The sequence below is a fragment of the Kribbella sp. NPDC049174 genome, from assembly GCF_043197365.1.
Lineage (GTDB): Bacteria > Actinomycetota > Actinomycetes > Propionibacteriales > Kribbellaceae > Kribbella.
Genome location: NZ_JBICSZ010000003.1, coordinates 390,633 through 408,829, shown reverse-complemented (window position 1 = coordinate 408,829; position 18,197 = coordinate 390,633). Strand labels below are relative to the sequence as shown.

Sequence of the window (18,197 nt, the reverse complement as noted above, 5' to 3'; positions counted from 1 at the left end):
CTGGGGGACCACGCGGGGGCGTTGGCGATCAGGGGCGTCGACGTGGTGATGGGCGGGACGGATGAGAGGGTTTCTCCGTCCCGCCCATTGGCTTTACTTCAGCCGGTAGGCCGCGGCCAGTTTGCCGACCGCGGCCTGGAGGCTCCCGGTGAGGAGCAGGTGCTCCGCATCGGAGGTGAGCTTCGAGGTCGGCTCGTCGACGTTCGCCCCGATCTGGTTCTGTGCGATCCAGCGGGCCGCACTGACCACCGCATCGCCCTGGGCGTACGAGTCCGCCGTGGTCTGCTCCAGGTACTTCCCGGACTGGGCGAGGGCGGCGAGCGCGATGCTTGCCTGCGGCCCTGACCAGTCCTTGACGTGGAGTGCGACACCGGCTGCGACACCTGCGGCCAGCGCATACGGATCACGCTGCTGCAGCAGGAGGTTGCGCGCCTCGGTCAACTTCTGCCGAGCTGTCGCCTGCGTGGTCAGACCCCAACCGTAGGGGTACTGCGGATCGTAGGCCGCGTCACCGACATTCAACGGCTGCTGATCCTCCGCCCGGGGCCAGCTGACCGGGAGGCGACCGGTGAAGGGCCGCTTGCCGAAGAGCACGTCGGCGACACCGGCACCCTCGGTGCCGGGAAGCCACGACGCGACCAGAGCGTCGATCGCGCCGAGCTGGTCGGCGATCACCTGCGGCCGGCCGGACACGATCAGCACGACACACTTCATCGCCGCGCACACCTTGTCCACCGCGGCCTTGTCGGCGTCCGACAGCAACAGGTCGTGACCGTTGCCCACGTCACCGATCCCCTCGGCGTACGGGCGTTCGCCGACCACGACCACGCCGACGTCATGACCGTCCAGCGGAGCCGATGCGTCCGCGCTGAATGTTGCCGACGGCGCCACCTGCTTGATCCCGTCCAGGATCGTCGTACCGGTGGTCGTCGGACCCGAACCGCCCTGCCAGCTGATGCTCCAGCCGCCCATCTGGTTGCCCAGGTCGTTCGCGTTGCTGCCGGCGACGTACACCTTGTTCGTCGCGGCCAGTGGCAGCAGATCGGCGTCGTTTTTCAGGAGCACCTGGGACTTGGCCGCCGCTTCACGGCCGACCGCCCGGTGTGCGGCGCCGCCTACCTCGGCGATCCGCGAGGTGTCGGCGTACGGGTGCTCGAACAGGCCCAGCTGGAACTTCTCGGTCAGGATCCGCCGGACCGCGTCGTCGATCCGTGCCTGCGGGATCCGGCCGGCGGTGACCTCGTCGGTCAGGCCCTGGGTGAAGCCTTGGTAGTTCGTCGGCACCATGATCATGTCGAGGCCGGCGTTGATCGACGTCCGGATGTCACTCGGGTAGTCGCCCGGCAGTTGGTCGATCGCCTGCCAGTCGCTGATCACGAACCCGTCGAAGCCCATCCGCTCCTTCAGCACCCCGTTGATCAGCTCACCACTACCGTGCATCTTCACCGGGGCCTGGCCGTCGATGGCGACACTCGAGTACGACGGCATCACGGTGCCGACGCCGAGATCCACCGACGTCTTGAACGGCGCCAGGTGCAGTGTCTCCAACTGCTGACGGGTGACCTCGGTGATGCCCTGGTCGATCTTGTACGAGCCGGTCGTCGACGATCCGTACGTCGTACCGCCGTCGCCCACGAAGTGCTTCGCCGTCGCCAGGACGCGGTTGTTCTGCTTGAGCTGGCTGCCGTCGGCCTTGCCCTGCATGCCGGTGATCACGGTCGCCATCGACTGCACCAGCGCCGGGTCCTCGCCGTACCCCTCGTAGGCCCGGCCCCAGCGGTCGTCGCGCACCACGCACACGCACGGTGCGAAGTCCCACGGGATGCCGGTCGCGCGGACCTCGGTCGCGGTCACCTCGCCGGTCCGGCGAGCCAGGTCCGGATCACGGGTCGCGCCGAGGCCGATGTTGTGCGGCAGGATCGTCGCGCCGACCAAGTTGTTGTGCCCGTGGACGGCGTCGACACCGTAGATCAACGGGATCTGCAGCCGGGTCGCCTGCGCGTTCAGCTGGAAGTTGTCGATCATCGCGGCCCACGCCGCCGGGGTGTTCGGCGTCGGCACCGAGCCGCCGCCGGACAGCAACGAGCCGAGCGCGTACGACGCGATGTCGGTGCGCGACCGGAGTGCGTTGCGTTCGGCCTGGGTCATCTGGCCGACCTTCTCGGCCAGTGTCATCCGGGCCAGCAGGTCCGTGACGCGCTTCTTCAGCGGGAGCTTGCTGTTGAGATACGGCAGGTCGTGCGCGTTGATCACGACGGTCGGCTGGGTCGACGGCGCCTTCGCTCCGGTGACGGTGAGTTCCAGCGGGATCGTCTCGGCGACCTCGGCAGTGCGGTCCTTGCGGGTCGCGACGTCCACGGTTTGCGACGCGCCGGACGGCGTACCCGCTGGGAAGGTGAAGGTCCCAGTGACCGGTGTGTAGTCGTCGGAGCCGGCGCTGCCGGTGCCGGTCTGGTAGGCGACGGTGACCGGTTCCTCGAGTGGTGTGCTGCCGGTGGTCGCGACGGAGATCTTGACCTTCGCGGTGCCGCCCTCCTTGACCGGGTAGACGCCGGCGTCGGTGACGACACTCGCCTTCAGCGCCGGGTCGGCCTTGCCGAACACCTCGACCTGGTCGATCGCGAACTCGCCCGGCGATCCGGCCGGCATGGTGAAGGCATAGCCCCACATGTGGGTCAGGTTGAGCACCTGGTCGATCCCGCCGACCGGCTGGTAGTCGGTGCGGTAGACCAGGTCGCTGAACGGGATCTCGACCAGGTGCCAGCCCTGCCAGTCGTCGGTGAAGCTGGTGTTCCACAGTTCCGAGGCCTCGGCGTTGGCGCCGCCGTCCTTGATCTCGAAGAAGATCCGCTTGCCGGATCCCGGCGGCAGTGGCGCGGTGTTCTGCCCGTACCACCAGAACCGGATGCCCTTGTGCGCCGACCAGTCACCAGGGTTCTGGTCGAACGTCACGTCATGGCTGAACCCGCCCCACCCGCTGATGTTGTAGGTCCCGTGCAACACCTTCTCGCCGGCCGGCGCATCCGCCCGCGCCTGCAGTTCCATCGTCGGCGGGTCGTCACCGTCACTACCCCACCCGAAGATCCCCGGACTCGGCGGCGACGCAAACGGCTCCGCCCCCTCGAACGCCGCCAACACCACCGGCACCGGCTCCTCTGCCACCGCCGGCAGCGGCAACAGCCCGATCAACAACGCTCCTACGGTGATGAGCGCCGTACGGCGTCTCGACCGGCGAACAACAGGCCACCTGGGCATGGGCGACTCCTAGCCTCGGCCGCGGGCCACACCCGCGTCTCGCGCCCGACTCTCAGCCCTCCCCACCCCCCGGTCAATACCCCACCGGTTCCGGAACTAGAGCGCTCTCACGCAGCCTCGAACGCGGCCCGCGCACCGGGACACGAGGGTGGGAGGGATTAAGAAGTTGGAGTGGTCTGATTGAGTGCAAATTCAGTAGCTGGAGTGATGGACCGTGGTGGGGGTGGTTGGAAAGGATGTCAGCATGACTACACGTTTCGGCATTTTTGTTCCGCAGGGCTGGAAGATGGATCTGGCGCAGATCGCGGATCCGGTGGAGCAGTGGGAGGCGATGACGGCCGTCGCCAAGCGGGCCGACGACCAGTCCTGGGACTCGATCTGGCTGTTCGACCACTTTCACACCGTGCCGGAGCCGAGTGACAACACCACCTTCGAGTGCTGGAGCGCGACCGCGGCCCTGGCCCGCGACACCCAGCGGGTGAACATCGGCCAGATGGTCGGCTGCAACGGCTACCGCAACCCGGCGCTCTACGCCAAGATCGCGTCCACCGTCGACGTCGCCAGCCACGGCCGCCTGTACGCCGGGATCGGCGCGGGCTGGTACGAGCACGAGTGGAAGGCGTACGGCTACGAGTGGACCGAGGTGAAGCCGCGGATGGCCGCCTTCCGCGAGGCGACCGAGATCATCTACAAGATGTGGACCGAGGACAAGCCGGTCTACGACGGCAAGTACTACTCGATCGACAAGCCGATCAACGAGCCGAAGGGTGTGCGCAAGCCGCACCCGAGCTTCTGGATCGGCGGCGGTGGTCCGCAGGTGACGCTGAAGCTGGTCGCGCAGTACGGCGACGCGGCGAACATCGGCGGCGGCAACCCCGAGGTGATCAAGGAGAAGTGCGACATCATCCGGCAGCACTGCGAGAAGGTCGGCCGCGACTACGACGAGATCATCAAGTCGACCAACTTCAACATCTTCCCGATCGACAAGGGTGACGACCCGCAGCGGGCGACCGAGAAGGCGCTCGGCCCGATGAACCGGGAGAAGTTCGACAAGGACAACTTCATCGCCACCGAGGACGAGATCGCGGACAAGGTCGAGGCCGCCCTCGAGGCCGGCGCCGACTACGTGAACTTCTACGTCCCCGGCGTCGCCTACGACCTGGACCTGGTGGACCGGGCGGAGCAGGTCGCCAAGCGCTTCGCCTGATCAGAGCACCCGGCGTACGCCGGGAAGCCGGCGAACGAGCCCGGCGAGCAGGAAGCAGACCGGGAGCACCACGACCGCGGCGATGGTGAACTTCACCATGGTGGGCACGTCCAGCGAGCTGAGGGCGTGCCCCGCCGCGGTCACCACCATCGCGTGGATCACGTACACCGTGAACGCCTGACCGGACAGGTACCGCCGTACCGGGCCCGACGTGTTGAACCGGCGCCGGAAGAGAGCGACCAACGCGAGCACCAGACCGACCGCGAAGCTCGAGTCCCACAGTGCGTAGAACAGTGAGGCCAGCGTGCCGTGCCCGGCCCAGTCGGACCCGACGCCCAGCGCGAGCGGGAGGAACACGACCGTCGCGCCGATCGCCAGCCCGAGCCCGACCCTCCCCATCCGCGTGGTGATGCCGGCCAGCCAGTCCCGTCGATACGCCACCACACCCACCACGAAGAAGCTGACGTACTGCGGTAGATAAGTGCTGGTCGGGAAGTCGATGACCGGCACCCACGTGCCCATCGGCACCACGATCCGCAGTAGATAGGTCGCCAGCGCCAGAGCCAGCACGAACCCGAACACCTTGCGATAGGTGAGCGGCTTCGCCGGGCGCAACCGACGGTTCAGGCTGAGCTGCCGGAGGACGGCGTACGACCCGTCGAAGACGAGCAGCGCGAACACGAACCACAGCGGCCCCGAGCCGATCGTGTGCGCCAGGATCGGGTTGAACACGAAGTAGAAGACCAGCAACGGGATCCCGAGCCGGATCAGCCGGTCGCGCAGAAACGCCCGTGGTCCCTTCCGGTCGTACGACGCGGGCGTGAAGTACCCGGACAGCAAGAAGAACGCCCCCATGAACCACGCCTGATTGACCAAGAGGAAGACCGTCAGCCCGAGCTCGACCGCTCCACTGGTCGGCTCCTCGGTGTAGTACCAGAGCCCGATCCCGCTGTACGTGACCGCGATGTGGTGCAGCACCACCAGCACCGTCAGCAGCACCCGCAGGTTGTCGACGAACCACAGTCTTTCTCCATGACTCCGAACCTAGGAAGCGCCCGGCCGCAGCGGTATCCGCCTGGACCCACGCCTGGGTGGGGCTGGGCCCACTGACCGGAACCGGTCATGGCGGATGTACGTCACGGCGATCGGTGGACCGGGGCTGAGGGCAACTGTCAGGCTCCGGAAGATGGCCTCGCGTGGGTCGGGGCATCGGGAGGTATCCCCTGTGAGTACCCGATTGTCACGTCTCGCGAAGAGCCTGCTCGCGATGGTGGTCGCCGGTTCCCTGACGCTGGCGACCACCCCGGCACAGGCCGCCGGCGGTGGGACCACCAGCACCACCGAACGCCCCACACCGGGTGCGAGTACGCACCGGATCACCCTCGTCACGGGTGACGTCGCCGAGTTGACCACCAGCTCGAACGGTCAGGTCTCCGCCCGGCTGACCAGCGACGAGCCGTACTACTTCGGCAACTTCGACGGCGATCTCACCCTGGTCCCGGCGGAGGCGTATCCGCTGCTCACCGAAGGCCGCCTCGACCAGCGACTGTTCAACCTCACCGACCTCGTCGCCCAGGGGTACGACGACGCCAGCAACGACCGGCTGCCGCTCCTCCTCACCGCTCCGCCGACCCTCCGCAGCACCCCGCCCGCACCACAGGCCGCGACCGTTCGCCGTACCCTGCCCAGCGTCGGCAGCACCGCCGTCAGCGTGCAGAAGTCCGACGCCAAGACCTTCTGGGACAGCGTCAGCGGCCCGACCACGTTCAAGTCGGGTAGCCAGGTCAGCAAGATCTGGCTCGACGGCCGCACCCACGCCACCCTCGACCAGTCCACGAAACAGATCGGTGCGCCGACCGCCTGGAGGTCCGGGTACGACGGCCGCGGCGTCAAGGTGGCCGTCCTCGACACCGGGTACGACGCCGGCCACCCCGACCTGGCCAAGCAGGTGATCGCCTCGGAGAGCTTCATCCCCGACCAGGCGGTCCAGGACCTGCACGGCCACGGCACCCACACCGCGTCGATCGTGGCCGGCCTGGGTACGGCGTCCGACGCCAAGCGCAAGGGGGTCGCGCCGGGCGCGGAACTGCTGATCGGCAAGGTGCTCGACAACAGCGGCGGTGGCTACGACTCCGAGGCGATCGCCGGGATGGAGTGGGCCGTTCAGCAGGGCGCCAAGGTGGTCAGCATGAGCCTCGGCGGCTGGCCGACCGACGGCTCCGACCCGATGAGCCAGGCCGTGGACCAGCTCTCCAAGTCCAGCGGCGCCCTGTTCGTCATCGCGGCCGGTAACGCCGGCGCCGAGGAAACCATTGGTTCTCCCGGTACGGCGGCGGAGGCGCTGACCGTCGGCGCGGTCGACCGTGACGACCAGCTCGCGTACTTCTCCAGCCGCGGCCCACGTCTCGGCGACGGCGCGCTGAAGCCCGAGGTGACCGCACCCGGCGTCGAGATCGCGGCCGCCCGCGCGGCCGGTACCGAGCAGGGCCACGTGCTCAGCCAGTACTACACGGCGATGAGCGGCACCTCGATGGCGACTCCGCACGTCGCCGGCGCGGCCGCGATCCTGTCCCAGCGGCACCCGGACTGGACCGGCCAGCAACTGAAGGCCGCCCTTGCCGCGACCGCTGTCCCGTCGGCCGCGGCAAGGGTCGACCAGCAGGGTCTCGGCCGGATCGACATCCCGAAGGCACTCGACCCGGAGGTCCTGCCGGACACCGCGAACCTGTTCTTCGGCGACCTCTCCTGGAGCGGACCCACCGCACCCGAACCGGTCACCCGCAAGGTTGCCTACCGCAACAACTCGAACAAGTCGGTCACCCTCGACCTGACTGTCGGCGCCCAGTCACCCGCCAAGGTCAAGGCCGCCGTCACGGTCAGCCCGTCCCGGTTGACGATCCCAGCCGGCGGTACGGCGTCCGCCGTAGTCACCCTGCACCTGGCCAAGACCCAGCCGGCCAAGTACTCCGGCGTACTCACGGCACGTTCGGGCAACTCGTCGTACCGGACCGGGCTCGGGTTCGCGGCCGCGGGACGACTGCACCAGGTGACGGTGAAGGGGATCGGGCGCGATGGTCAGCCCGCGACCACGAAGGCCGGGGCGAGCGGCGTCCAGCTGTGGAACCAGGACACCGGCGACGTGAACGCGATCGCCTTCGACCAGACCGGCAGCCGGACCCTCGAGGTGCCGACCGGACGGTACAGCGTGATGGCGTACGCGATGGGCGGCGACGAGGCGAACTGGACGAACTCGGTCACCCTGATGGGTGACCCGGACGAGTGGATCGATCGCGACCGTACCTTCACCTTCGACGCCCGGACGGCGAACAAGGTGACGGTGAAGACCCCGCTGCGCGCCGACGCGCAGAGCATCGGCCTGGCCTGGCACCGCAAGATCGGCAACCGCGACGCGGTCTCCGGCTGGGCCTACAACGAGCGCGTCGCCAACGGTGTCTACGTGCAGGACTTCGGAAAGGTTGCCAACGGCACCTTCCAGGTCGTGCAGCGCTGGGACCTCGCACAGCCCAAGCTGACCGTCGACGTCAGCGGCACGGTCAGCAGCTTCCGCCTGCCGACGCCGGACGAGGCGTCGTACCGGACTGTCTTCGTGGGGAACGAGAAACTGCCGCTCCACAACGGCGGCGACGGTACGGCGGCCGAGCTGGCCGGAGCCAAGGACAAGGTGGCGTTGGTCCGCTGGCGTTCGCTGAACGAGGTGGCGAAGCAGGTCAAGGCGGCCAAGGACGCCGGCGCGAAGGCAGTCTTCATGTACAAGGAAGCGCCCGGATACTGGTCGACCGGATCCGAGCAGGGCATTCCGTTCTACCTGCTCCGCGCCGAGCAGGGGAAGCAACTGCTCGACCTGCTGGCCAAGGGTCCCGTGACGTTCCAGCTCAACGGTCTGCTCGACAGCACCTACCGCTACGACCTGGCGGTCGGGCCGTCCACGGTGCAAGGCCCGCTGACGTACGACATCGGAAAGATGCGCCCGGCCGCGGTGACCACGAACTACCACCGCAACGACGCGTGGTACCTGCACCTCGACCAGCGGTCCGCCCACCTGCCGGGCATCTCCACCGGTCTGTCCTCGACCCGTCAGGTGACCGGCCCGGTCGTCCGCACCGACTACCTGGCCACTGACGTCAAGGGCGTCACGTGGGACGAGAGGACCGTGGCAGGGGAGTGGAACGAGTCCGGGTACGAGTACACGATCGCCCGAGGCTACCGGCCGAACGAGAAGGTCACCCGCGGCTGGTGGGAGTCGCTGATGCGTCCGGCGACCCCGGACAACGCCACGGGCAGCGAGTCCGAGGGCCTGCCCGCCGCCCGGTTCGAGAACGCGCTGCGGATTGCGATCCCGCAGTATGTGAGTGGCGACGGCGACACCTACGGCTGGGGCGATCGCGGTGACGTGACGAGCCTGAAGCTCAGCAGCAACGGTGTGGAGCTCGGCAGCAAGGACTGGTCCGTCGCGCAGTTCGCAGTCCCGGCGAAGGCCGCCTGGTACGACCTGGTCCTGGACCAGAAGCGCGGGCCGAACAGCTGGGCGACCACCTCGACCGCGACCCACACCGAGTGGCGGTTCCTGTCCAAGCCGGCGCCCGGACGATCGGTGCTGCCACTCGTCCAGGTCGACTACACGGTGGCCGACGGCTGGCTCGAGCTGAAGCCCGGATATCAGCCGGGTGCCCGCGGCCTGGGCCTGTTCCGGACCACCGCCGAGATCTCGTACGACGGTACGACGTGGCAGCGGCTCCACCTCAGCCCGCGTGGACTCGGCGGCGCGGTGGGGGCGCGGATCCCGGTCGCGCCGGGTGCGGCGTCGTACGCGAACATCCGGGTGACGGCGACGGATCTGGCCGGCAACAAGATCAGCCAGACGATCGAGAAGGCCTGGGCCGTAGAACGATAGCTGTATCTAACGTTAAAAGGGGCGACGCCACGAAGCCGGGGGGAGGTGCTCCGTGGCGTCGCCAGAGGCGCGCCCAGGGAGGGGTGGGGGCAGGCGCGCCGGTCAGTAGGTCAGCTTCCGCCCAGGCCTCCACCGAGGATGCCCAGCAGTCCGAGCAGAGACAGCAGGTTGCGGATGACCTGGTCGACGGCCTTCGTGCCGCCGGTCTGGTAGGCGGTCACGCACTTCTGCAGCTGGTCCTGCGACGGCTTGGTGATCGTCACCTTCGCCATCTCGGCCTGGCAGTACTGCGTCGCCTTGGTCAGCTCGCCCACCGTGCTGCCGACCGTGCCGACGATCAGGCCGGCGGCCGTCTGCAGCGTCGCCACACCGGGTGCGGTCGGCGTCGTCGTGGTCGGCGGCTTGGGTGTCGAGGTGGTCGGGTCGTCAGCGGGCGGCTTGGTGGTCGGCTTCGTCGTCGGCTTGGTGGTCGACGGCGGGGTCTTGGTCGGATCCGTGCTCGGCTTGCCGCTCTGGTCCACGGTCGACGGCGTCGGCTTCACGGTGGACGGGTAGGTCGGGTTGTCCGCCGCCTGCGGCAGGTTGTCGTCGGCCGGGGCGTCGATCAGGTCGTCACCGATCTGGTCGCCGGCCCGGTCGATGCCCTGGTCGTCGTCCTCGGTCCCGTTGCCGACCGCGATCCAACTGCCGCCGGCGTACGCCTTGGCGATGCTCAGCACCAGGTCGGCGTACTGCTGGGAGTGGTTGTAGCGCAGGACGGCCGAGTTCAGATCGCTCGCCTTGGACAGGTCGGTCTTGCCGGAGCACAGGTAGACCGCGGTCGACATGGCCGCGTCGTCGATGTCCTGCGGGTTCCGCACCCCGTCGCCGTCGCCGTCCACACCCATCGACCGCCAGGTGCCCGGGATGAACTGCATCGGGCCGACCGCGCGGTCGAAGGCGCCGTCACCGTCGAACGCACCCGCGTCGGTGTCGGTGATCCGCGCCGTACTGACGCCGTCCAGCCGGGGGCCGAAGATCCCCGGCACGGCGACGCCCTGGGAGTTCAGCGCGTTACCGCCGAAGCGGCCGTGGTTCGACTCGACCCGGCCGATCGCGGCCACCAGCGTCCAGGGCAGGTTGCAGGCCGGGTCCACCTGGCCCATCACCTGCTGGGCCCGGGAGTACGCCTTCAGGGCCAGGGTCGGGATCCCGTTGCGGGACAGGCCGGAGACGACCTGGGTCGGCTGTTCGCCGGGGTCGACACCGTGGCCGACCACACCCGGCACCGGCACGTTGGCCGGCACGGCGATCGGTTTGGCCGGTACGACGACCGGATCCCTGCCGGACAGTCCCTGCTCCAGCGAGGCGGTGGCAACTGCCGGATCGTCCGTGGCGCTGACGGTGAACGCGCTCGCGAACAACGCCAACGGGATCAGCGGCGCCACCTGACGCCATCCGTTACCCGTGGCGCGGCGCTTGCCCTTCGCCATCGATGATCCCCTCCGTGACTCATCGAGCTGCCCGGCCCCACGCCGCGGACACGTCATTTCGTCTGGTCGGTCGCCGTCGTTATTGGTCTAACGTCCGCCCCGTGCGTGGGTTACGCGCCGGACCAGACCGTGTACGAGCGGTCACCGGGTACCCATACTGGCGCGTAACAACGCACCTGTGAACCCCCTGCCCGCACTCGATCCCGGCCGATCGGCCCTGCCCGCCGATCGGACCGGCGGGCAGGTCGGGGAGAATGGCGGCCGTGCCCGACCACACAGAACAGTCCGCCGCACTCTTCGCGAGGGCCTCCGCAGTCACGCCGGGCGGGGTCAACTCTCCCGTGCGTGCGTTCCGCGCCGTCGGCGGCGTGCCGCGTTTCATGGCATCGGGTGACCGATGTCACATCACCGATGCCGACGGCAATCGCTATCTCGACCTGGTGTGCTCCTGGGGACCGATGCTGCTCGGCCACGCCCATCCGGAGGTGACCGCCGCCGTCCAGGCCGCGGTCTCCCGCGGTACGTCGTACGGGACGCCGACCGAGACCGAGGTGCTGCTCGGTGAGGAGATCGTCGCCCGGACCCCGGTGGACAAGGTCCGCCTGGTGTCGTCCGGGACCGAGGCGACCATGTCCGCGCTCCGGCTGGCCCGCGGATTCACCGGTCGCGACAAGATCGTCAAGTTCGCCGGCTGCTACCACGGCCATGTGGACGCGTTGCTGGCCCAGGCCGGTTCCGGCGTCATCACCCTCGGCATCCCCGGTACGCCGGGTGTCACCGAGGCCACCACGGCGGACACGATCGTGCTGCCGTACAACGACCAGGCCGCCGTCGCCGCTGCCTTCGCCGAGTACGGCGACCAGATCGCGGCCGTGATCACCGAGGCGTCGCCGGGCAACATGGGCGTCGTCCCGCCGCGGGACAACTTCAACGCCTTCCTGGCCGCCGTGTGCAAGGACAACGGCGCACTGTTCATCTCCGACGAGGTGATGACCGGCTTCCGGATCACCCGCTCCGGTTGGTACGGCGTGGACGGCGTACAGCCTGATCTGATGACGTTCGGCAAGGTGATGGGCGGTGGTTTCCCGGCGGCCGCGTTCGGCGGGCGGGCCGACGTGATGGCCCATCTGGCGCCGGAGGGCTCGGTCTACCAGGCGGGCACCCTGTCCGGGAATCCGGTCGCCACCGCGGCCGGGCTGACCACGTTGCGGCTGGCAACCGACGAGGTCTACGCCAAGCTCGACGAGACCTCGGCCACCATCCAGCGGCTGGTCGGGACCGCGCTGGACAAGGAAGGTGTGCCGTACGTCATCCAGGCGGCCGGGAACCTCTTCAGCGTCTTCTTCGTGGAGTCCTCGGAGGGACCTGCCGAGATCCGGGACTTCGCCGGGGCGAACGCCCAGGTACTGCCCCGGTTCGCGGCGTTCTTCCATGCCATGCTGGACGCCGGGGTCTACCTGCCGCCGAGCGCGTTCGAGGCCTGGTTCGTCAGTAGCGCCATCGACGACGACGCGCTGGCCGAACTCGAGTCCGCCCTGGCGCCGGCCGCCCGCGCGGCGGCCGCAGTACAGAACTGAAGGCTGTACCGAACTGATGGGCTGTACCGAACTATGGAGAGGGCAGCGGTGACCGAAACGACGGTCGTGCACCTGATGCGTCACGGCGAGGTGTACAACCCGACCGGCGTGCTCTATGGCCGGATCCCCGACTTCCACCTGTCCGAGCTCGGCCGCACCATGGCCGAACGCGTGGCCGACCACGTGAAGGGCCGCGACATCGTCCACCTGGTCAGCTCGCCGCTGGAGCGGGCCCAGGAGACGATGGAGCCGATCGCCAAGGTGTTCGGGCTGACCCCGGACATCGACGAGCGGGTGATCGAGGCGGCGAACCTGTTCGAGGGCAAGAAGTTCGGTGTCGGGGACGGCGCGCTGAAGAACCCCAGCGCCTGGTGGTTGCTGCGCAACCCGATCAAGCCGTCCTGGGGTGAGCCGTACCAGCAGATCGTCCGCCGGATGCGGGACGCGATCGAGACCGCCCGGCAGAAGGCGGCCGGACACGAGGCGCTGATCGTGTCGCACCAGCTGCCGATCTGGATCGTCCGGTCCGCGATCGAGGGCCGCCGGCTGCCGCACGACCCGCGCAAGCGGCAGTGCAGCCTGGCCAGCCTGACCTCGTTCACCTTCCACGGCGAGTCGATCGTCTCGGTCGGGTACGCCGAGCCGGCCAAGGACCTGTTGCCGATCAAGAACCCGAAGAAGTTCGTGGGCGGCGCGTGATGTTTCGTCGTACGTCGGTTGTGGTCGCCGCGGTGCTGTTGGCCGCTACGGCCTGCTCGTCGGGCCAGCAGGCCTCGGAGAACCGGCAGGGGCAGACCGGCTTCGTCAGCGGCTCGGGCAACGTGTCCGTGTTCGCTCCGGCGGACCGCAAACCGGCTCCGGCCCTCACCGGCACGACCCTCGACGACAAGACCTGGAACCTGGCCGACCACACCGGCAAGGTGGTCGTGCTCAACGTGTGGGGTTCGTGGTGCAACCCCTGCCGCAAGGAAGCTCCCGACCTGGTCGCGGCGGCGAAGGAACTCGGCCCGTCGGTGCAGTTCGTCGGGTTGAACACCCGGGACCTGGACAAGGCGCCGGCCCGCAAGTTCGCCCAGGAGTTCGGCATGACCTACCCGAGCATCTTCGACCCGAGCGGCAAACTGCTGCTCGGCTTCCGCGGCGGGCAGATCAGTCCGTCGGCGATCCCGAGCACCCTGGTGATCGACAAGAACGGCAAGGTCGCCGCGCGGGTGCTCGGTGAGGTGTCGAAGCAGACCTTGGTAGGCATGGTGAAGGACGCTTCGGGCTGATGGGTGAGTGGTTCGCCCAGTCGATGACGGGCTCGATGCTGGTGGCACTGCCGATCGCAGTGCTGGCCGGCGCGATCTCGTTCTTCTCGCCGTGCGTCGTACCGCTGCTGCCGGGCTACCTGTCCTATGTCACCGGCCTGTCCGCGGCCGAGCTCGGGTCGGAACGACGTGGGCGGATGCTGGCCGGGACCGCGTTGTTCGTGGCCGGGTTCTCGGCCGTGTTCATCCTCACCGGCGTCGTCTTCGGGGCCGCCGGTGATGCTCTGCTCGAGCACCAGACCGCGATCACGCGGGTGCTCGGCGCGCTGACCGTCGTCCTGGGGCTGGTGTTCCTCGGCGGGTTCGGGTTCCTGCAGAAGGATCTGCGGGTGCACCGGGTGCCGGCCGTCGGGATCGCGGCGGCGCCGCTGCTCGGCGTACTGTTCGGATTCGGCTGGACGCCGTGTATCGGGCCGACGCTCGGGACCGTGATGACGCTGGCCGCGACCGAGGGCAGCACCGGGCGGGGTGCGACGCTGGCGATGGTGTTCAGTCTCGGGCTGGGCATTCCGTTCATCGTGGCGGCGCTGGCGTTCCGGCGGATGCTGGCCGCGGTGGCGTGGGTCCGGGCCCACCAGGTGCTGGTGATCCGGATCGGCGGCGTACTGATGATCGCGGTGGGACTGCTGCTGCTGACGGGAGTGTGGGATTCGATGACCGCCGACCTCAGGCAGTGGGTCAGCAACTTCGGGTCGGCGGTGTGACATGACCGTGGTCAAGGATCGCGCCGCCGCACCGCCGGAGCCACCCAACGAACCGCCGGCGCTGGGCCTGGTCGGGTGGCTGCGCTGGACCTGGCGGCAGCTGACGTCGATGAAGACGGCCCTGGTGCTGCTCTTCCTGCTCGCGCTGGGCGCCGTCCCGGGGTCGCTCATCCCGCAGACCGGGATCGACCCGATCAAGGTGTCCGACTTCCTCGAGGCGCACACGACACTCGGGCCGATCTACGACAAGCTCGGGCTGTTCGACGTCTACAAGTCGGCCTGGTTCTCGGCCATCTACCTGCTGCTGTTCATCTCGCTGATCGGGTGTGTGGTGCCCCGGCTCGGCGTGTACCTGAAGGCCGTCCGGGCCCGGCCGCCGAAGCCGCCGCGCAACCTGAACCGGCTGGCCGGCTACCAGAGCTTCACGATCGACGAGCCCGGCGACGTGCTCGAGCGCGCCACCCGCGAGCTTCGCAAACGCCGCTTCCGGGTCGAGGCGTACGACGGTGCGATCGGGGCCGAGCGTGGCTATCTGCGCGAGGCCGGCAACCTGCTCTTCCACTTCTCCCTGATCCTGGCGCTGATCGGCGTCGCCTGGGGTTCGCTGTTCGGCTACCGCGGCACCGTCCTGGTTGTCGTGGGCAACGGTTTCTCCAACTCATTGGCGCAGTACGACGACTTCGCGCCGGGCCGGGTGTTCAGCGAGGACGACCTGCCGCCGTTCTCGCTGACGGTGAAGGACTTCCAGGTGAAGTTCCAGGAGGACGGCCCGCAACGTGGTGCGGCCCGCGAGTTCAACGCGCAGCTGACCTACCAGCAGACGCCGGACGCACCGGAGAGGTCGTACGACCTGAAGGTGAACCACCCGCTCAAGCTCGACGGCAGCAGTGTCTACCTGCTCGGCCACGGCTACGCGCCGCGGGTGACGGTCAAGGACGGGAACGGGCAGGTCGCGTTCTCCGGTCCGGCGCCGTTCCTCCCGCAGGACGGCAACTTCTCGTCGTTCGGTGTGATCAAGGCACCGGACGCCCGGCCGGCCCAGCTCGGCTTCGAAGGCTTCTTCCTGCCGACCGCGGTGATCGACCAGCGGGGGCCGGTCTCGGTGTTCCCGGACGACCTCAACCCCGAGCTGGTGATGACGGCGTACTACGGCCGGCCGCAGGAGGAGACCGGGAAGCCGCAGTCGGTCTACCAGCTGGACAAGTCGAAGCTGACCCAGTTCGAGAAGGACGGCGACAAGCTGCGGTTCCAGATGGCGCCGGGGCAGACCACCACGTTGCCGGACAAGCTGGGCTCGATCACCTTCGACGGGTACAGCCGCTGGGTGAAGCTGCAGGTCAGCCACACCCCGGGCACGGACCTGGCTCTGGCCGGCATCCTGCTGGCGATCCTCGGGCTGATGGGATCGCTGTTCGTGCATCCACGGCGTACCTGGGTGCGGGTCCGGACCCAGGACGGGCGTACCGTGGTCGAAGTCGCGGGACTGGACCGCGGACCCGAGCGTGGCCTCGGCGACGAACTCCAGGCCATCACCGACAGCCTGAGACCAGTTCCATCGAGTAAGCAGGAGCAGCCATGAGCCCGGAGACCTTCGCGCAAGTCTCCAACCTGTTGGTCCCGACTGCCACTGTCATCTACGCACTGGCGATGATGTCGCACGCGTTCGAATGGGCTGCGGGCCGAGCGGTCGTGACCCAGGCTGCCGAAGTGCAGCAAGAGGCTGAGGTGCTGGTCGCGGCCGACGGCTCCGAGCAGGTCTCGAGTGGGTCGGCCGGTGCTACGGCTGCTGTCGACAGTCCGGTTGACGACGCTTCTTCAAGCCGGACCGAGCGGATGGAAGCGGCCAGCCGCATCGGGCTGTTGCTGACCTGGCTGGCCTTCGTGCTGCACCTGGGCGGTGTGCTCACTCGTGGTCTCGCGGCCGAGCGGGTGCCGTGGGGCAACATGTACGAGTTCTCGATCACGGCGTCGCTCGCGGTCGCCGCGGTCTACCTGCTCTTCGTGCACCGCTACCGCCTGCAGTGGCTGGGTCTCGGCGTCACGCTGGTGGTGGCCGCAGTACTGGGTCTCGCGACTCTCGCGCTCTATACCCCTGCCGGGCCGCTCGTGCCGGCGCTGCACTCGTACTGGCTCGTCATCCATGTGTCCGCGGCGGCGATCTCCGGCGGTGCATTCACGGTCGGCGGCCTGGTGTCGGTGCTCTACCTGATCAAGGCTCGGGCCGAGCGGCGAGTGCTGGCCGGTGGGACCATGTCGGCCTCGCTGCGCCGGCTGCCGAGTGCCGAGGCGATGGACGGTACGGCGTACAAGGTGCTGGCGTTCGCCTTCCCGCTGTGGACGTTCGGTGTCCTGGTGGCCGGGCCGATCTGGGCCGAGTACGCCTGGGGCCGCTACTGGGGCTGGGACCCGAAGGAAGTCTGGTCGCTGGTCACCTGGGTGGTGTACGCCGCCTACCTGCACGCGCGGGCCACGGCGGGCTGGCGTGGCCGCCGGGCCGCGACGATCGCGATCGTCGGCTGGTTCGTCTTCATCTTCAATTTCGTCGGAGTGAACCTGTTGGTCTCCGGTCTGCACTCCTACGCTGGGGTGTGAGATGAAGGAGTTCGCCATCTACACCGGCCTGCGGGCGGCCCTGTTCGCCGCCTGCTTCGCCGTGCTGTGGTTCGCCCTGAACAACTGGCTGACCGTCTTCCCGTTGTTGCTGCTGGCCCTGATCGTCTCCTCCATCCTGTCGATCTTCGTGCTGCGCTCCGCCCGCGACCGGCTGGCCGGAAAGATCGAGCACCGCGCGGAGAAGATGTCGCACCGGATCGAGCAGGCGCGCACCGCCGAAGACGACGACTGACCACCTGACCACTCGGCCCTCACCCCTCGCGACGAGGTGTGGGGGCTGTTTTTCGTGCACCGGAGTCGGCCGGTCGGGCAGCCCGATCGGGCAGCTACGCCTGAGAACGGCGTACCACCTGCGCGACTGGTACGGAGAGTGACCTAGGCCACTCGAAAAATCCCGCCAAAATCCTTTGTGCACTCCTTCACATGAGTCGTAGAGTGATGGATGAAACGAAACCGTTTCGTTCTATCGGTGACTATGTGTTTACGCAGGGTGATGAGTGGTGGAGTCAGCGGGTGTGCGGCATCGGCCTCGGGTCGAAGGCGGTCGTGAAGAGGAGATCCTCGACGCGACCGTGGCTGTGGTGGCCGAGTTGGGGTACGACCGGCTGACCATGGACGCGGTGGCGACGGCTGCCAAGGCCAGCAAGGCGACGCTGTACCGGCGCTGGTCCACCAAGGCCGACCTGGTCGTCGACGCGATCAGCCGGGCGAAGGGTTGCCCGCTGCCCGAGGACGTCGACACCGGCAGCCTGCGCGGTGACCTGATCTCGATGTCCTGCGGCGACGGCGGCTTCACCGACGAGATGCCGATGTCGGTGATCGCCGGTCTGGTCACCGCACTGCACCGGGATCCGGAGCTGAAGACGGCGTTCCAGGAGCGGTTCCTGGCACCCCGGCTGGCGCTGACGCGGAAGGTCTACGAGCGCGCGGTCGCGCGTGGCGAGATCGCGCCCGAGGTCGATGTGGAGCTGCTGTCGGTGACGTTGCCGGCGGTCATCGTGCACCACGCCTACATCCTCGGCGTCCCGCCCACCGACGACCTGATTCTCCGAGTGATCGACAACGTGATCCTGCCTGCGGCGCGGGGGTCGCAGGCGAGCTGACCGGTGAGGGGCCGGTCCGCTAGCTACCAAGGCAGTTACGCCCA

13 protein-coding genes are annotated in these 18,197 nt (G+C 68.4%); 10 read left to right on the top strand and 3 right to left on the bottom strand.

What is annotated here, in order from left to right; translation table 11 throughout:
• Positions 1-93: 93 nt before the first annotated feature.
• Positions 94-3,255, bottom strand: coding sequence for a glycoside hydrolase family 3 N-terminal domain-containing protein (locus ACGFIF_RS19255; protein WP_393156036.1), 3,162 nt, complete (start codon positions 3,253-3,255; stop codon positions 94-96).
• Between the two features lie 244 nt (positions 3,256-3,499).
• Between ACGFIF_RS19255 and ACGFIF_RS19250 the strand changes: the two genes are divergently transcribed.
• Positions 3,500-4,462: an LLM class F420-dependent oxidoreductase gene (locus ACGFIF_RS19250; RefSeq protein ID WP_393156035.1), complete on the top strand. Its 963-nt coding sequence runs from the start codon at positions 3,500-3,502 to the stop codon at positions 4,460-4,462.
• Here ACGFIF_RS19250 and ACGFIF_RS19245 read toward each other — a convergent pair whose 3' ends face one another.
• Positions 4,463-5,467 (bottom strand): acyltransferase family protein, encoded by a 1,005-nt coding sequence (locus ACGFIF_RS19245; protein WP_393156800.1) that lies wholly within the window; start codon positions 5,465-5,467, stop codon positions 4,463-4,465.
• Between the two features lie 220 nt (positions 5,468-5,687).
• Between ACGFIF_RS19245 and ACGFIF_RS19240 the strand changes: the two genes are divergently transcribed.
• On the top strand, positions 5,688-9,374 hold the full coding sequence (locus ACGFIF_RS19240; RefSeq protein WP_393156033.1) for a S8 family peptidase: 3,687 nt from the start codon (positions 5,688-5,690) through the stop codon (positions 9,372-9,374).
• A gap of 110 nt (positions 9,375-9,484) precedes the next feature.
• On the opposite strand, the gene ACGFIF_RS19235 is transcribed toward ACGFIF_RS19240, so the two are convergent.
• Positions 9,485-10,846, bottom strand: a complete 1,362-nt coding sequence (locus ACGFIF_RS19235) for a lytic transglycosylase domain-containing protein (RefSeq protein ID WP_393156032.1) — start codon at positions 10,844-10,846, stop codon at positions 9,485-9,487.
• A 254-nt stretch (positions 10,847-11,100) separates the two neighbouring features.
• Here ACGFIF_RS19235 and hemL point away from each other — a divergent pair, with 254 nt between their 5' ends.
• The 8 genes from hemL (at position 11,101) to ACGFIF_RS19195 (ending at position 18,153) form a co-directional block, all read left to right on the top strand.
• A complete protein-coding gene (gene hemL, locus ACGFIF_RS19230) occupies positions 11,101-12,423 on the top strand; it encodes a glutamate-1-semialdehyde 2,1-aminomutase (RefSeq protein ID WP_393156031.1) in 1,323 nt (440 codons plus the stop codon).
• A 33-nt stretch (positions 12,424-12,456) separates the two neighbouring features.
• Positions 12,457-13,122 carry a histidine phosphatase family protein gene (locus tag ACGFIF_RS19225; RefSeq protein WP_393156029.1) on the top strand — a complete coding sequence of 222 codons (666 nt, stop codon included), beginning with the start codon at positions 12,457-12,459 and terminating at the stop codon, positions 13,120-13,122.
• Positions 13,122-13,694: a TlpA family protein disulfide reductase gene (locus ACGFIF_RS19220; protein WP_393156799.1), complete on the top strand. Its 573-nt coding sequence runs from the start codon at positions 13,122-13,124 to the stop codon at positions 13,692-13,694. Before ACGFIF_RS19225 ends, ACGFIF_RS19220 begins: the two co-directional genes overlap by 1 nt.
• The gene (locus ACGFIF_RS19215; protein WP_393156028.1) at positions 13,694-14,437 is read left to right on the top strand and encodes a cytochrome c biogenesis CcdA family protein; all 744 of its coding nucleotides are present in this window, start codon (positions 13,694-13,696) and stop codon (positions 14,435-14,437) included. The genes ACGFIF_RS19220 and ACGFIF_RS19215 overlap by 1 nt, the downstream gene beginning before the upstream one ends.
• 1 nt (position 14,438) lies before the next feature.
• Complete coding sequence (locus tag ACGFIF_RS19210) at positions 14,439-16,016, top strand: cytochrome c biogenesis protein ResB (protein WP_393156027.1); 1,578 nt, start codon at positions 14,439-14,441, stop codon at positions 16,014-16,016.
• Positions 16,013-17,029: a c-type cytochrome biogenesis protein CcsB gene (ccsB, locus tag ACGFIF_RS19205; RefSeq protein ID WP_393156026.1), complete on the top strand. Its 1,017-nt coding sequence runs from the start codon at positions 16,013-16,015 to the stop codon at positions 17,027-17,029. Before ACGFIF_RS19210 ends, ccsB begins: the two co-directional genes overlap by 4 nt.
• Before the next feature lies 1 nt (position 17,030).
• On the top strand, positions 17,031-17,282 hold the full coding sequence (locus tag ACGFIF_RS19200; protein WP_393156024.1) for a DUF4229 domain-containing protein: 252 nt from the start codon (positions 17,031-17,033) through the stop codon (positions 17,280-17,282).
• 283 nt (positions 17,283-17,565) lie between these two features.
• The gene (locus ACGFIF_RS19195; RefSeq protein WP_393156022.1) at positions 17,566-18,153 is read left to right on the top strand and encodes a TetR-like C-terminal domain-containing protein; all 588 of its coding nucleotides are present in this window, start codon (positions 17,566-17,568) and stop codon (positions 18,151-18,153) included.
• Positions 18,154-18,197: the final 44 nt, after the last annotated feature.

Bases quoted from the DNA above. Each gene is read 5' to 3' on its own strand.
- ACGFIF_RS19255 (WP_393156036.1), bottom strand. From the start codon at position 3,255: ATGCCCAGGTGGCCTGTTGTTCGCCGGTCGAGACGCCGTACGGCGCTC.
- ACGFIF_RS19250 (WP_393156035.1), top strand. From the start codon at position 3,500: ATGACTACACGTTTCGGCATTTTTGTTCCGCAGGGCTGGAAGATGGAT.
- ACGFIF_RS19235 (WP_393156032.1), bottom strand. From the start codon at position 10,846: ATGGCGAAGGGCAAGCGCCGCGCCACGGGTAACGGATGGCGTCAGGTG.
- hemL (WP_393156031.1), top strand. From the start codon at position 11,101: ATGGCGGCCGTGCCCGACCACACAGAACAGTCCGCCGCACTCTTCGCG.
- ACGFIF_RS19225 (WP_393156029.1), top strand. From the start codon at position 12,457: ATGGAGAGGGCAGCGGTGACCGAAACGACGGTCGTGCACCTGATGCGT.
- ACGFIF_RS19220 (WP_393156799.1), top strand. From the start codon at position 13,122: ATGTTTCGTCGTACGTCGGTTGTGGTCGCCGCGGTGCTGTTGGCCGCT.
- ACGFIF_RS19215 (WP_393156028.1), top strand. From the start codon at position 13,694: ATGGGTGAGTGGTTCGCCCAGTCGATGACGGGCTCGATGCTGGTGGCA.
- ACGFIF_RS19210 (WP_393156027.1), top strand. From the start codon at position 14,439: ATGACCGTGGTCAAGGATCGCGCCGCCGCACCGCCGGAGCCACCCAAC.
- ccsB (WP_393156026.1), top strand. From the start codon at position 16,013: ATGAGCCCGGAGACCTTCGCGCAAGTCTCCAACCTGTTGGTCCCGACT.
- ACGFIF_RS19200 (WP_393156024.1), top strand. From the start codon at position 17,031: ATGAAGGAGTTCGCCATCTACACCGGCCTGCGGGCGGCCCTGTTCGCC.